We start from the raw sequence: 14376 nt of genomic DNA on the forward strand, positions 1-14376 counted from the left end.
GCGCGCAGGACGCCCGCCTCGACGCCGGCCGCGCGCGGGGCCGAGAACGTGTCCGCCCCGGAGGACGCCTCGCCGGCCTCGTCGGCGTCGCGACCGAGCAGCACGTCGGCCCAGCGGCCGAGCGGCTGGGCGGCGGGGACGACCAGCGTGCCGGCCGGCAGCACGGACCGGGACGCGCCGGCGGGCCCGAGCGGATCGACCTCGAGCCGGGTGGCCCGCGTCAGGGCGCGCACCCGGACGCCGTCGGCGCGCAGCCGTCCCGCGAGCGCGAGCGCGTCGGCGGCGTGGCGGTCCGTCCGCAGCACCCATCCGAAGACGCGGTCGCCGGTCGTGCCCCGCCCGGCGCGGCCGGCGCTCCGGGCGGCCGCGAACCCCGCGGCCCAGGCCCGCACCACGTCGCCGCGGTCGGCGGCGACGGCGCCCAGCGCGGCGAGCATCGCGGTCTCGTGTCGCCGGGACTTGTCGGCCAGCGGCGGGTCGGAGCCCTGCTCGAGCGTCATGCCGCCGGCGCCGAAGAGCAGGCTCGACGCCGAGTCGGCGTAGCCCGGGTAGAGCAGGTCGTAGCCGCGGTGCGTGGCCGACACGCCGATCCGGGACAGCGCCCGGTCGATGGCCCGCGACACGCGCCCGTCGGCGATCCGGCGGGTCGCCGACGGCAGCCCGGCGACGACCGGGTCGGCGTAGGGCGGCACGAAGTACCCGTCGCCGGACTGCTCGTGGGCGTCGAGCGCGATCGTCGGCGGGTACCGGCGCAGCAGGCCGAGCCGGGCCGTCGTCTCCGGCTGGCTCGCGGTCGCCCAGTCGCGGTTGAGGTCGACGTCGGCCGCGTTGGTGCGGGTGCCGAGCTGCCGGCCGTCGGGGTTCTGGTCCGGCAGGACGACCGCGACGGTGCCGTCCAGGACGCGCCGCACCTCGCAGCCGTCGTCCGTGCCCAGTCGGCGCAGCAGGGCGAGCGAGGCGGTGACGCCCGAGGGCTCGTTGGCGTGCACGCCGCCACCGATCCAGACGATCGCCGGGCCCGCGGCGGCGCGGGACACGGCGCGCGGACCGCCGGACCCGGTGCGCACGGCGCGGGCGGCGGAGGAGATCGCCCGCAGGCGGGCGGGCGTCAGGTCGGCAGGCGCCCCCACGACCGCGTACCGCAGCGGTCGGCCGCGGACGGAGCGTCCGGCGACGCCGGACACGATCCGCGGCGAGGCGGCGTCGAGGGCGAGCAGCAGCCGGTCGGCCTCGTCGGCCGTCGGGGGTGCGGAGGTGAGACCGTGGCCCAGGACGGCCTCGGCGGTCGGCAGCTCTCCCGCGCCCGGGACGACCGGGCAGGCGGCGGCGCGCGCCGCGGCGGGGACCGACCCGGACGACCCGGGCGCGGCGAGGACCGAGCCCGCGGACGCGACCAGGAGGGTCGCGCCGAGCGCGGCGGCCGGGCGGAGCCGCGACATGGACCCCGACGCCCGGCCGTCCGTGCGGCTAGGAGAGCCGGTTCTCGGGCTGCAGCAGGCCGTCCTGCTCGACGGCGGGGCCGGTCGGGACGTCCTCGGCCGCGGACGGGGCGCCGTCCTCGGCGCCGACGAGGGTGGCGAGCTCGCCGCTCTCGTACATCTCCATCACGATGTCGCAGCCGCCGACGAGCTCGCCGCCGACGAAGAGCTGCGGGATCGTGGGCCACTGCGAGATCCCGGAGAGCTCCTGCCGGATCCGCGGGTCGGGGAGGATGTCGACGCTGGCGAAGGACACGTCCAGCGCCTGCATCACCCCCACGGTGCGGGCGGAGAAGCCGCACGCCGGCTGCTCCGGCGTGCCCTTCATGAAGAGGATGACGTCGTTGTCCTTGATCGCCTCGGAGATGGCGTCGCGGAGCTGGTTCTCGCTCATGTCGCTGTCCTTCAGGACGGGGTCTTGGTGGTCAGGGCCATCGCGTGGATCGACCCGCCGAGCTCGCCGGCGAACACGTCCATGACCATGCGGTGCTGGGCCACGCGGGACTTGCCCGCGAAGGCGGACGACGTCACGACGGCCTGGAAGTGCACGCCGTCGGCACCCTCCACCTGCGCGGAGGCGTCGGGGAGCGCGGCTTCGATCCGCTGCTTGATGTCGTCGGCACTGGGCATCGGACGAAGCGTAGCGCGCCACACCCCCGGCCCAGCAGGGGCCCCGGGGCGCCGGGACGTCGGCGACGACGGGCGCGTCCCGCGGGCGGCGGCGGGCACTTCCGGACCGCGCCCCGGGGTCGCTACACTTTGGGAAGCATTGGGTTCGGGACAGGCCCACACCGCTTCGGAGGACCACGCATGATCACGATCACGGACAAGGGCGCGGAGAAGGTCCGCGAGTTCCTCGACACCAACCCGCAGGAGGGCGAGGCCGGCCTGCGCGTCGGCGTTCGCGGCGGCGGGTGTTCCGGGTTCCAGTACGTCCTCGCCTTCGACGAGAAGCGCGACGGCGACATGAGCTTCAACTCGCACGGGATCACGGTCCTCTGCGACCGTCAGTCCTTCCCGTACGTGACGGGCTCGACCATCGACTACCTCGACGCCATGACGGGCGCCGGCTTCAAGGTCGAGAACCCCAACGTGACCGCCGCCTGCGGCTGCGGCTCGTCGTTCCGCGTGCAGGACGAGGAAGAGGTCTCGGCGGTCTGATCGCCCGGGCACGGCCGCGGTCGTGCCCACCCGCCGTCCGGCCCGGCCGGGTTCGGCATGACGCGGGACCGGCGGTGCCGCCGCTAGCGTGCGGCGCGTGTCGTCGCCCGGTCCCTCCCGTCGACGGGCGCTGCTCGTCCTCGCCGCGCTCGTCGTCCTCGTCGTCGGCGTGGCCGCAGGGCGGCTGACCGCCTCCGACGACGGCGGTGTCGGCCCGTCCGCCGCGCGGACCGGTCCGACCCCGTCGCCGTCCGCGGACCGGGGCGACGCGACGCGGGCTGTGCGCCCGCCGACGCTCGCCGTCGGGCTCGTCACCACGGACGCCGGGGCCCTGACCCCGCCGGCCACCCCGGTCGCCGGCTTCGGGGCCGCGCAGGCCGTGACGGACCGGATCGCCCCGCGCTTCGTCCGCGTCGACGTGCGCTGGGACCTGCTGCAGCCCGCCGAGGGCGCTCCCCTCGACCCCGCCCGCGTGATCGGCGACGGCTGCGGCCGCGAGGGCGCGCAGCCGTGCTCCGGCGCGATCAGCCTCGCCCGCACCCTCGGCGCGCTGAAGGCGGCCCAGGCCGCGCACCCCGGCCACTTCCGACCGCTCATCAGCTTCTGGGGGATGCCGGCCTGGGCGGGCGCCGCGGGGGAGGGCTGCGAGGCCGCGAAGGCCCGCGACGGCGCCCGCCCGCTGGCCCCCGGCCGCGAGCCCGCCTACCGCGCCGCCGTCGCCGCGGTCTGGGCCGCGGTGCGCGCCGCCGGGATCCAGGGCGCGGACTGGACGCCGTGGAACGAGCCCAACGCCCCGTACTTCCTCGACCCGCAGCGGGCGTCCTGCTCCTCGACCGCCGAGGCCCGCTCGCCCGCCCAGTTCTCGCGCCTCGTCGTCGCGATGGACGCCGAGCTCGACCGCCTGCGCGCCGCGTCCCCCGCCGGGTCGCCCGAGCGCGGCGACCGGCTCGTCGTCGGCGAGCTCGCCGCCTGGGGCGCCCCGAGCCGCCGCGCCGTCCCGGCCGACGAGTTCCTCCGCGCGCTGCCCGACGACGTCCTCTGCCGGGCCGACGTGCTGTCGGTCCACGGGTACCTGGAGGCGCAGCCCCGCAGCGGCAAGGGCGAGCCGATCGCCGCCGGCCTGCGCGAGCTCGACCGCCGCCCCTGCCTCGACGGGCGCCCCGCCTGGATCACCGAGACCGCCGTCGGCGCCCCGCGCTCGGGCGGCGACCGGGACGCCGCGACCGGGACGCTTCGCGCGGAGTGCCGTCTGATGGACCGCCAGCTCGACCGCTGGTACCACGACCCCCGGGTCACCGCCGCGTTCCAGTACTCCGTGCGCGAGGACCCGGCGTTCCCGACGGGCCTGCTGCCCGAGGACCTCTCGCGCACGTTCCCCGTCGCCGACGTGTGGGCCGCCTGGGGCGGGAGCCGCGAGCCCGGCGCGGCCGCGCCGGCCCTCCCGGAGGGCTGCGCCCAGGCCTCCGACGGGGCGGGGGAGCAGGCCCCTCCGGGCTGACCCGGTCCGCCGGACGGCCGCGCTGCCGGACCGCGGGGGACGCCCGCCCGCCGGTGGCGCGGCGCGCAGGGACCCGCGGCGGGCGTCTTCGCGCCAACCGTCCGACCGGCTCGCGCGGGGCGCCGCGGGCCGGATCGCCCGTCCCCACCGGGGCGTGCCGCGCGCGGCGTCCCGTGACCGTCGTGTCAAGCGTGCTCGGCGGGTGTTCCCTCTGCCGACTTCGCGTGTACTGTCCTGCGTAATGCGCATTGCGCTGGTTTCGCCGTACTCGTGGACGTATCCCGGGGGCGTGGCCCGGCACATCGAGGCACTCGGGCGGGAACTCCGCGAGCAGGGGCACGACGCCCAGGTGCTCGCGCCGTTCGATCCGCCGGACGCTCTCGCCACCCGGCTCCACAGAGGTGCCCCGCCCCAGGACCGGACACCACCGGAGTGGCTCGTGCCGCTCGGACGCACCGTCGGCATCCCCGCCAACGGTGGCGTCTCCAACCTGGCGATCAGCCCGGCTGCCCTCCGACGCCTGCGCGAGGCGCTCGACACGGGCGGCTACGACGTCATCCACCTGCACGAGCCGCACGCGCCGCTCCTGGGCTGGAACACCCTCATGTCGTGCACGGCCGCGCCGATGGTCGGCACGTTCCACTGCTACTCGACGAACGACCTGACCAACGGCATCGGCGTCGCCGCCGGCGCCCGCCGTCGGCTCAACCGCCTCGTCGAGCGGATCGCGGTCTCCGACGCGGCGGCCTGGACCGGGCAGCGCTACTACGGGGGCCGCTACCGCGTGATCCCCAACGGCGTCGACCTGCTCGACCCCGAGCACGTCCAGCACCCGCGCCCGGAGCGTCCCGCCGGGGCGATGAAGATCGCGTTCGTCGGCCAGGCCGTCGAGCGCAAGGGCCTGCCGATCCTCCTGCGGGCGTTCGACGCGCTGCGCGAGCAGCTGCCCGTCGAGCTCGTGGTCATCGGTCCGGACGAGGCCGAGGTCCAGCGGATGGCGCTCGACGAGCGGATGGAGGGCGTCCGCGTCCTCGGCCGCGTCGACGACGAGACGAAGCACCGCGAGCTGGCCGATTGCGACGTCCTCTGCGCCCCGTCGCTGGGCGGCGAGAGCTTCGGCATGGTGCTCACGGAGGCCTTCGCGCAGGGCGTGCCGGTCGTCGCGTCGGACATCGTCGGCTACCGCGACGTCGTCGACCACGGCCGCGACGGCGTGCTCGTGCCGCCCGGCGACGCGCTCGCCCTGGCCCACGCGCTCCGCGACCTCGCCCTGCGCCCCGCACGCCGCCGGACGATGAGCGAGGCCGCCGCGCGGTCCGCCCACAAGTACGCCTGGCCGCGCATCGCCCAGCGCGTCATGGCCGTCTACGAGGACGCCCAGACGGCGCCGGAGCCCGCCACCCGCGTGGAGCGCGTCCAGATGCGCCGCGGCCTGAAGCCCGCCGACGGCCGCCCCGCCGTCCCCGCCCGCCGCATGCCGCGGCCGGACGCCCCGACCGAGCCGCCGACGCGCGACGAGCGCTCCCAGCGCCGTCGCCGCCTGGCCCGCAGGGGCCTCGTGGGCGCCGGCGTGCTGGCGACCGTCGGCCTCGGCGCCGTCGCGCTCGAGCGCATCGGCCTCGAGAGCATCGGCAACAGCCTCGTCCGGTCCTCGCCGCTGTGGGTGCTCTTCGCGCTCGCCGTGATGGCCTCGTCCATGGCCTTCCGCGCGATCTCGTGGCACGCCGTGCTGCGGGCCGCCATCCCCGAGGCGACGATGACCCGGATGGAGACCTTCCGGGCCACCGCCATCGGCGTGATGATGTCCGCGACGCTCCCGGCCCGCCTGGGCGAGCCGTCCCGCGCGATCATCATGGCCCGCCGCATCGGCAGGCCCCGGGAACGCCTGCCCGTCGTGGTCGGCACGCTCGTCTCCCAGACGCTGATCAACGTCTTCGCGCTGCTCCTGCTCGGCGCGGTGATGATCAGCTCGATCCAGCTCTTCCGGGGCCACGACGGGGCGCTCGTGACCCTGGCCATCGCCCCCGCGGCGATCCTGCTGATCGTGCTCTTCGGCCCGGTCCTGCTGCGCCTGCGCTGGGGCACCACGGACCGCAGCGGTCGGCTGCACCGCATCCAGGCGAAGCTCCGCGACCTCTTCCAGTCCCTGCGCGCGGGCCTCCGGGTCTTCCGCAGCCCCCGTCTCGGCGCCGTCGCCGTCGGTGCCCAGTTGTTCGCCTGGGTCCTGCAGTGGCTCTCCTGCTTCCTGCTCCTGCGGGCGTTCGGCATCGACGAGGGCCTCGGCGCCGCCGCGGCCGTCCTCTTCGCGGTCAACGTCACCGCGGTCCTGCCGCTCACGCCGTCCAACCTCGGCGTCTTCCAGGCCGCCTGCGTGACCGTGCTGGTCTCGGGCTACGGCGTCTCGTACGCCGACGCGCTGGGCTACGGCATCGTCCTGCAGGCCGTCGAGATCGCCACCGCCCTGACGCTCGGCATGCCGGCGATGCTCGGTGAGGGCGTCACCTGGCGCGACATCAAGTCGCGCGCCCTGCACGCGACCCCGGTCGACCTGCCGCCGCTGCCCAAGGGCGTGCAGGCCGGCGGCGTCGAGACCGAGGCGTAGGCGCGGGGTCAGCGCCGGCGCACCCACTCCGCGAGGAGCGGGTCCAGGAGCCGCGTCGAGCCGTCCGCGTCCCGCAGGACCTGCCGGTTCGGGGCGACCCGGAGCTGGACCCCGGTCGGGCCGATCGTCAGGCCCAGCCGGGTCAGGCGGCCCTCGAGCACGCCCGGGCCGACGCCGGGGAGCTCGCGCAGACCGTCGACGATGCGGTCCGTGGCGTCCTCTTCGTACGACATGGCCGTACGAGGTCGTACGAAAAAACCGTACACCGACCGGCCGGGGGTCGACCGTCGCGGCCGCCCGGCGGTCGTGGGATCCTCCGACACGTGCGCCGCACCGTCCACCCGTCTACCGCGACGCGCGCGACGTCAGCCCCCGAGCCACCCCGCCGATGCACCCAGGGATGACGTCCCGCGTGCGTGCGCTCGCCGTCGCCCTGCTGGCGACGGTCCTGACCCTGGCCGGGGTGGCGGCCGCCACGGCCGCGACCCCACGACCGGTCGTCGAGGTCCGCGGCAGCGAGCTCGTCGACGTCGCAGGCGGCGAGGCACGGACGCTGCAGCTGCGCGGCGTGAACCGGTCGGGGACGGAGACGGCGTGCGCGTACGAGGCGGGCGTGCGGCCCCCCGGAGAGGGCGGCTACGCGATCTTCGACGGGCCGACCTACAACAGCTACGACCCGAGCCGCCCGAACGTCCCGTCGGACGTCGTGCAGCCCGACTCGTCGATCGAGGCGATGCAGCGGTGGGGGATCAACGCCGTCCGGATCCCGCTGAGCGACGCGTGCTGGTTCGGGGACCCGGCGCTGAACCGCGCGTACTCGGGCACGAGGTACCAGACGGCGATCGCCGACTACGTCGACCAGCTGGCCCGGCACGGCATCGTCGCGATCCTGTCGCTGCACATCGCGAGCACGACGGTCGACGGCGCGGTCTCGCCCAACTTCGGTCCCCGACTGCTGCCGATGCCGGATGCCGTCCAGGGACCCCGGTTCTGGAAGGACGTCGTCCAGCGGATGGGCAGCGCGCTGCCGACGGGCGTCCGACGGCGCGAGAGCATCGTGTACGACCTCTACAACGAGCCGCACCTCGACGCGCGTGACGGCATCGACCCGACCACCGGCTGGGACTGCTGGCGCGACGGCTGCGAGGTGAATACGGTCGACGCTCGGACCGACCCGCCCGCGACGGCGGATTCCACCCCTGCGTACCGGACCGCCGGGATGACCGACCTCGTCAGGGCGGTCCGGGGGCAGGAGCGTGACACCGGGTCGCCGGTCCGGCCGATCATGCTCGGCGGACTGGACTACGCGAACGACCTGTCCGGCTGGTCGGGCCACCTCCCGACGTCCGTCGACGGTGATGGGCGGCGGGTCGTGTACCCCGGCCTCGTCGGCTCGTTCCACGCCTACGGCAGCAGGCGCGACGCCGACGGCTCGGTGGCCCGTCAGGGCACGCTCTGCGCCGACGAGGCGTGCTGGACCCGGACGCTCGGCGCCGTCCGGGACGCCGGCCGTCCCGTCGTCACGGGCGAGATCGGGCAGTACGACTGCCGCGCGGACTTCACCCGGCGGTTCACGGCCTGGGCCGACGGCGAGGGCACCCCTGACGAGGGCGGCATCTCCTACCTCGCGTGGACGTGGAACGCGATGCGCCGGGGCGACGCCTCGGGCGACCCCGCGACCACCGCGACGGGCTGGGCGTGCGACGACGGTCCCTCTCTGATCCGGTTCAACGACGGCACGCCGACCCGGGACTTCGGGCTCGGGTACTGCCAGTGGCTGCGCGCGCGGGCCGGGCTGCCCGGCGACGGATCCGCGAACCCGTGCCCGGCGGACCGCGCCGCCGCAGTGCCCCCGGCGCTGCCCGCCGACGCCACGCCCGTCGCGCCGCCCACGACGACGCCGCCCGTCACGACCCCGCCCGTCACGACCTCGCCCACGACGACGCCGGCCTCGCCGTCCGGGCCCACGACCCCCGCGCCGACGCCCACCCCGGACCCCGGCCCGTTCTCGCCGCCGGTCACGGTCCCCGTCACGCCGACCGCGCCCGTCGTCCCGCCGATGGCCGGCCCGGCGGAGCCGCGCAACGTCCGGGTGACGTCGCCGTCGCTGAGGCTGCGCCGCGGCAAGGTGGCGCTGAAGGTCGTCTGCACGGCCGGCAGGACGCGGTGCACCGGACGGATCAGGGTGCGCACCGCGTCGAGGGTCGCCCTCGGCCGGCGGCGCGCGGTGCTCGTGGTCCTCAGCGTCGGCTTCGACGTCCCGGCCGGGCGGACCGCGACGCTGACGGCCGCGCCGACGGGCGACGGCCGGAAGCTGCTGCGCTCGGTGCGACGCGTGAAGACGGTCGCCACCGTCACCTCCGCGGGCGACCTGCCCGGCACGAAGCGCCTGACGCTCGCGCGGTAGGCCGGCCGGCCGCGCGGACGCCGTCTGCCCCCGCCGGACGTCCGGGACACGCGTCCGCACCGGGGTGGAGGGCGCCGGACCTGCACTACCCTCGGGGTCCATGAGCAGCGACGTTCGCACCGTGACCCTCCCGTACGAGACGCGGCGCATCGACCTCGCGGACGGCACGCACCGCACGGTCCTCGAGCTCGGCGACGGCGAGCCGCTGCTGCTGATCCACGGCATGAGCGGCACCCACGGCCACTGGGGCGTGCCGTTCCTCGAGCGTCTCGTGAGCGCCGGTCGTCGCGTCGTCTCGGTCAACCACGTCGGGGTGGCCGGCTCGAGCCGCTCGAAGCAGCAGTTCTCGATCGTCGACCTCGCCGACGCGCAGGCCGCGGCGCTGGACGCCCTCGGCATCGACGGGCCGATCGACGTCTACGGCATCTCGATGGGCGGCATGACCGCGCAGGAGCTCGTCCTGCGCCACCCCGAGCGGGTCCGGTCGCTGGTGATCGGCTGCTCGACCGCCGGGGCGGCGTCGGCGACGTGGACCGCCCAGGCCGACATGGAGGCGCTCGTCGGCGCGATGCAGAGCGGCGACGCGGCCCAGGCGCTGCGGGCGTCGTGGGAGATCAACGTCTCCGCGGCGTTCGCCGCCGAGCGCGCGGACCGCTACGAGGAGTTCGTCGAGGTCACCAACCACGACCGCGTCTCCCTCCGCGTGATCTCCGAGCAGATGCAGGCGATCGTCGGCCACGACACCGTCGATCGGCTGTCGGGCATCGCCGTCCCGACGACGGTCGCCCACGGCACCGAGGATCGGATGCTGCCCTACCCCAACGGCCTCGCCCTCGCCGAGGCGATCCCGGGCGCGGCGCTGGAGACCTTCGACGGCGCCGGGCACCTGTACTTCTGGGAGGACCCGGAGCGGGCCGCCCGCATCGCGCTGCAGACGAGCGCCCGCGCGGACTGACCCGCGGGGGAGCGAGCTCCTCCACCCGACCGTCCCACCCCGGGTCGCCGGTCCGGGCGCGACGGTCCCCGGCGGTGGCGGCCTGCCCGTCGTCTCAGCCCGCGGCGTGCGCGGCGGCGGCCGCGACCTGCTCGTCCGTGGGCCGCACGCCGGTGTAGAGGACGAACTGCTCGACCGCCTGCAGCGCGACCACCTCGGCGCCGGTCACCACGGGCACGCCGGCCGCGCGGGCCCGCCGGACCAGCGGCGTCTCGGACGGGCTCGCGACCACGTCGAAGACCGTCGCCGCCGCGTCGACCGTGGCGGCGGGGAAGGGCAGGTCGTCCGACTCGGGACCGCCGGACATGCCGATCGGCGTGGCGTTGACCAGGACGGCGCCGTCGGTCGCGGGCGGCTCGGCGGCCCACCCGAACCCCGCGCCCTCGGCGAGGGGCCGCCCCGTCGCCTCGTTGCGCGCCACGACGGTCCCTCGGCCGAAGCCGCCCTCCCGCAGCGCGAACGCGACCGCCTTGGCCATGCCGCCGCTGCCGCGCAGGAGCACCGGGGCGTCGGTCGGCACGCCGTGCTCGCGCAGCAGCGTGGCCACCGCGATGAAGTCCGTGTTGTAGGCGCTGAGCCGGCCGTCGTCGTTGACGATCGTGTTGACCGAGTCGATCACCGCGGCCGACGGATCGAGCTCGTCGACGAGCTCGATCACGTCCTCCTTGAACGGCATGGAGACCGCGCACCCGCGGATCCCGAGGGCCCGGACCCCGCCGATCGCCGCCGGCAGGTCCGTCGTGGTGAACGCCTTGTAGACGTAGTCGAGGCCGAGCGCGTCGTAGAGGTGGTTGTGGAACCGGGTCCCGAACGTGCCGGGCCGTCCCGACAGCGACAGGCAGAGCCGGGTGTCCTTGCTGAGCGGCGGGCGCATGCCCCGAGCCTCCCACGCCGCTCCGCGGAACGCCCCGCGCCGCGGGCCCGGAACGGCGGTCGTCTAGCGTCGAGGACGACCTGCTGCACCGACCCGCGCCCGTGAACGCGCCCAGGAGCCCCATGAGCCCCGAGTCCCCCCGCACCGTCCTCGTCACCGGCTCGACCGCCGGCATCGGCGAGGCGATCGCCGTCGCGTTCGCCCGCGGCGGCGACCGCGTGATCGTCAACGGCCGCGACCCGGAGCGCACCGACGCCGCCGCCGAGCGGGTGCGCGAGGCCGGCGCCGCGGGCGAGGTCGTCCCCGTCGCCGCCGACGTCGCCACGGACGAGGGCGCCGAGGCGCTGCGCTCCGCGGTGCCCGACGTCGACGTCCTGGTCAACAACCTCGGCATCTTCGCCGCCCGTCCGGTCTTCGAGATCCCCGACGAGGAGTGGCGCCGCTTCTTCGAGGTCAACGTGCTCAGCGGGATCCGTCTGGCGCGCCTCTACGCCCCGGGGATGCGCGAGCGGGGCTGGGGTCGCGTCGTCTTCATCTCGAGCGAGTCGTCCGTGCTGATCCCGACCGAGATGGTCCACTACGGGATGACGAAGACCGCCCAGATCGCGGTCGCCCGCGGGATGGCCCAGGAGCTCTCGGGGACCGGCGTGACCGTCAACACCGTGATGCCCGGCCCGACGCTGACGCCCGGGGTCGAGGAGTTCATCCGCGACCGGGTGGGCGACGACGTGCCGTTCGAGGAGGCGGAGCGCCGCTTCATCGCGGAGGAGCGCCCGACGTCGTTGCTCGGCCGCCTGATCCGCCCGGAGGAGGTCGCCGCGCTCGTCCACTACGTCGGCTCGGCCGCGTCGTCCGCCACGACCGGCGCGGCGCTGAAGGTCGACGGGGGCGTCGCGCCGCAGGCGTTCTGAGCCTCGGGCTCTGCCCGGACCCACCGCTCCCCGGGTCGGCACCGCCGACTCTCGGTGGAGCCGGGCTCAGTCCGCGGCGTCGCCGAACGTGGCGACCTGGCGGCGGAGGAATCCCGCCAGGGGCTCCTGCAGCGCGAGCAGGCCGTCGACGTCGTCGGTCGCCAGCCGCGCGGTGACCAGCTGGCTGATCGCGCCGACCATCGCCTCGCAGGCGAAGCGGTCCGCGTCGCTGCTCGCTCCGAGCAGGGCGCCGAGCGTCTCGGCGAAGCGCCGCTGCAGCGCCACCCGGTTCTCGAGGGCGGACGGGCCCGCGGCGTAGGTCTCGATCAGGAGCACGCGCGCGAACGCGGGAGCGGAGGAGAGGCCGCGCAGGTAGAACGCGAGCATCCGGTCGATCGCGACGTCGCGGTCGGCGGGGGGCGCGCCGCCGGCGCCCCCGTCCTCGGCGGCCCGGGCGGTCTCGCGCATGATCGTCTCGGCGGCCCACGCGTAGGTGGCGGTGAAGCACGCCTCCTTCGAGGCGAACTGCTCGTAGAAGGTCTGCCGGGAGACGCCGGCGCGCTTGAGGATCGACGTCACCGATGTGCCGACGTACCCCTCCTCGGCCATCGCGGCGGCCATGCCGTGGATGATCCGCTCGCGCTGGGCGCCGGCGACCTCCTCCCGGCTGAGCCCGTGGCGGCCGCGCGGCAGGCGCTCGCGGAGCGCCGCGTCCGCGGCGTCGGGGCGCGGCGCAGGGGGCACGGCGGACTCGGGCACGCAGGGCACGCTAGCAGCGCGGACGCGCGCGTCCGCCCGTCGGCGACCCCGGGCCCACACCCGGCGACATATATGAACACTGTCGTTCATCGTTGCTATCGTGACGCCATGTCACGACGCCCCGCTCCGTCCCTGGCCGGCCGCCGGGTGCTCATCACCGGAGCCGCGCGCGGCATCGGGCGGGCGCTCGCGGTGCGCCTGCACCGACGGGGTGCCGAGGTCGCCCTGCTCGGGCTCGAGGCCGAGCTGCTGGAGGACGCGGCGGCCGCGGCCGGCGGCGCGCCGTGGCGCCTCTGCGACGTCGGCGACCACGAGGCGATGGCGACGGCGGTGGACGAGCTGGCCGAGGCGCTGGGCGGTCTCGACGTCGTCGTCGCGAACGCCGGCATCGGCAAGCAGCTGCCGCTGATCGGCGGCGATCCCGAGGTCCTCGCCACCACCCTGCGGGTGAACGTCGTCGGGGTGCACAACACCATCAGTGCGGCGGGCCCGCACGTGGCGCACCCCGGTGGCTACGTGCTCCTGACCTCGTCGCTGGGGGCGGACATCAACCTGCCGCTGATGGGGGCCTACAGCGCCTCGAAGGCGGCGGTCGAGGCGCTCGCGACGACGTTGCGCCAGGAGCTCCACCACACGGGCGCGCGGGTGGGCGTCGCGTCGTTCGCCGAGCTCGACACCGACATGACCTCCCGCGGCTTCGACACGGACGCCGCCCGCACCGCGCTCTCCGGGCTGACGCTCTCGGGCGTCGCCCCGCTCGGTCCGGCGATCGACGCGGTCGAGCGCGGCATCGCCCGGCGCGACCGGCGGATCGTCTCGCCGTCGTGGGTCGGGGCGGTCCGGCTGATCGCACCGATCGCCCAGGCCGTCGTCGCCCGGCGGCTGCGGGCCGACGTGCCCGAGGCGCTGCGGATCGCCCGGGAGGAGACCGTCCCGTTCACGACGGAGCAGCCGGTCGCGGCGACGGGGTCCGCCGCGCCGGACCCGCCCGGTGCGCGCGATCGGGACGAGCCGCTCGAGCGGGTCCCGGCCGCGTGAGCGTCGCGGGCGGCCCCCGGATCGCCCCGGGCGGGCGCCGCGAGGTGGGCCTGCCGGTCTGGGTCTTCGCGCAGGTCGCCGGCGTCGTGACCGGCACGACGCCGCCCGACCTGTTCCTGACGCTCGGTCGCCATCGCCGGCTGTTCCGCGGCTGGCTGCGGTTCGCCGGGCGGCTCATGCCGGGCGGGCTGCTGCCGCGCCGCGAGACCGAGCTGGTGATCCTGCGCGTCGCCCACCTCGCCGGGTCGGCGTACGAGTTCGAGCACCACGTGCGCCTGGGCCGTCGCGCGGGCGTGGGCCCCGCCGATGTCGAGCGCGTCCTGGCGGGCCCGGACGCCGAGGGATGGGCCCCGCGCGAGCGCGTCCTGCTCGCCACGGCCGACGCCCTGCACGAGCGCCGCGACCTCGACGACGCGGAGTGGACGGCGGTGCGCGCACACCTCGACGAGCGCGAGGCGATCGAGCTGCTGCTGCTCGTCGGCCACTACGAGATGCTCGCCACCACCCTGACGGCACTGCGGATGGCGCCGGACGCGCCGCGGGGCCGGCGGCGGCGGTAGGTCACCGCGGGCCGGCGCCGCGCCGCCCGTCCCGTCCCGGCCCGGTCCTCACCGCCCGCTCCGGCCCGGTCCTCACCGCCCGCTCCGGCCAGGC

General features: G+C 76.1%; 14 protein-coding genes. 8 read left to right on the plus strand and 6 right to left on the minus strand.

Annotated elements, in window-relative coordinates; translation table 11 throughout:
- The 3 genes from Q7T67_RS16380 to Q7T67_RS16390 all read right to left on the minus strand — a co-directional run.
- Positions 1 to 1439: M14 family zinc carboxypeptidase (locus Q7T67_RS16380; RefSeq protein WP_304792049.1), on the minus strand; the 1439-nt coding region annotated here is incomplete at its 3' end.
- A 28-nt stretch (positions 1440 to 1467) separates the two neighbouring features.
- Entirely contained in the window at positions 1468 to 1872 is a 405-nt protein-coding gene (gene grxD, locus Q7T67_RS16385; RefSeq protein WP_304792052.1) for a Grx4 family monothiol glutaredoxin, read from the minus strand.
- An 11-nt stretch (positions 1873 to 1883) separates the two neighbouring features.
- Entirely contained in the window at positions 1884 to 2108 is a 225-nt protein-coding gene (locus Q7T67_RS16390) for a BolA/IbaG family iron-sulfur metabolism protein (protein WP_304792055.1), read from the minus strand.
- 180 nt (positions 2109 to 2288) lie between these two features.
- Between Q7T67_RS16390 and Q7T67_RS16395 the strand changes: the two genes are divergently transcribed.
- The 3 genes from Q7T67_RS16395 (at position 2289) to Q7T67_RS16405 (ending at position 6739) form a co-directional block, all read left to right on the plus strand.
- A complete protein-coding gene (locus tag Q7T67_RS16395) occupies positions 2289 to 2639 on the plus strand; it encodes an iron-sulfur cluster assembly accessory protein (RefSeq protein ID WP_304792058.1) in 351 nt (116 codons plus the stop codon).
- Between the two features lie 97 nt (positions 2640 to 2736).
- The gene (locus Q7T67_RS16400; protein ID WP_304792061.1) at positions 2737 to 4137 is read left to right on the plus strand and encodes a hypothetical protein; all 1401 of its coding nucleotides are present in this window, start codon (positions 2737 to 2739) and stop codon (positions 4135 to 4137) included.
- A 241-nt stretch (positions 4138 to 4378) separates the two neighbouring features.
- On the plus strand, positions 4379 to 6739 hold the full coding sequence (locus Q7T67_RS16405) for a lysylphosphatidylglycerol synthase domain-containing protein (RefSeq protein WP_304792064.1): 2361 nt from the start codon (positions 4379 to 4381) through the stop codon (positions 6737 to 6739).
- Between the two features lie 8 nt (positions 6740 to 6747).
- On the opposite strand, the gene Q7T67_RS16410 is transcribed toward Q7T67_RS16405, so the two are convergent.
- Positions 6748 to 6972, minus strand: coding sequence for a hypothetical protein (locus Q7T67_RS16410; RefSeq protein WP_304792067.1), 225 nt, complete (start codon positions 6970 to 6972; stop codon positions 6748 to 6750).
- Between the two features lie 167 nt (positions 6973 to 7139).
- On the opposite strand from Q7T67_RS16410, the gene Q7T67_RS16415 reads away from it, so the two are divergent.
- Complete coding sequence (locus tag Q7T67_RS16415) at positions 7140 to 9146, plus strand: glycoside hydrolase family 5 protein (RefSeq protein ID WP_304792070.1); 2007 nt, start codon at positions 7140 to 7142, stop codon at positions 9144 to 9146.
- A gap of 100 nt (positions 9147 to 9246) precedes the next feature.
- Positions 9247 to 10101: an alpha/beta fold hydrolase gene (locus Q7T67_RS16420; protein ID WP_304792074.1), complete on the plus strand. Its 855-nt coding sequence runs from the start codon at positions 9247 to 9249 to the stop codon at positions 10099 to 10101.
- Between the two features lie 94 nt (positions 10102 to 10195).
- Here Q7T67_RS16420 and Q7T67_RS16425 read toward each other — a convergent pair whose 3' ends face one another.
- Positions 10196 to 11014, minus strand: a complete 819-nt coding sequence (locus Q7T67_RS16425) for a shikimate 5-dehydrogenase (RefSeq protein ID WP_304792077.1) — start codon at positions 11012 to 11014, stop codon at positions 10196 to 10198.
- A gap of 122 nt (positions 11015 to 11136) precedes the next feature.
- On the opposite strand from Q7T67_RS16425, the gene Q7T67_RS16430 reads away from it, so the two are divergent.
- Complete coding sequence (locus tag Q7T67_RS16430) at positions 11137 to 11925, plus strand: SDR family NAD(P)-dependent oxidoreductase (protein WP_304792081.1); 789 nt, start codon at positions 11137 to 11139, stop codon at positions 11923 to 11925.
- 66 nt (positions 11926 to 11991) lie between these two features.
- On the opposite strand, the gene Q7T67_RS16435 is transcribed toward Q7T67_RS16430, so the two are convergent.
- A complete protein-coding gene (locus Q7T67_RS16435; protein WP_304792084.1) occupies positions 11992 to 12684 on the minus strand; it encodes a TetR/AcrR family transcriptional regulator in 693 nt (230 codons plus the stop codon).
- 108 nt (positions 12685 to 12792) lie between these two features.
- Here Q7T67_RS16435 and Q7T67_RS16440 point away from each other — a divergent pair, with 108 nt between their 5' ends.
- Entirely contained in the window at positions 12793 to 13722 is a 930-nt protein-coding gene (locus Q7T67_RS16440; RefSeq protein ID WP_304792087.1) for an SDR family NAD(P)-dependent oxidoreductase, read from the plus strand.
- Complete coding sequence (locus Q7T67_RS16445; protein WP_304792089.1) at positions 13719 to 14282, plus strand: carboxymuconolactone decarboxylase family protein; 564 nt, start codon at positions 13719 to 13721, stop codon at positions 14280 to 14282. Before Q7T67_RS16440 ends, Q7T67_RS16445 begins: the two co-directional genes overlap by 4 nt.
- Positions 14283 to 14376 lie beyond the last annotated feature (94 nt).

Origin of the sequence: Patulibacter sp., assembly GCF_030655195.1 — a bacterium.
In the GTDB taxonomy this organism is placed as follows: domain Bacteria; phylum Actinomycetota; class Thermoleophilia; order Solirubrobacterales; family Solirubrobacteraceae; genus Patulibacter.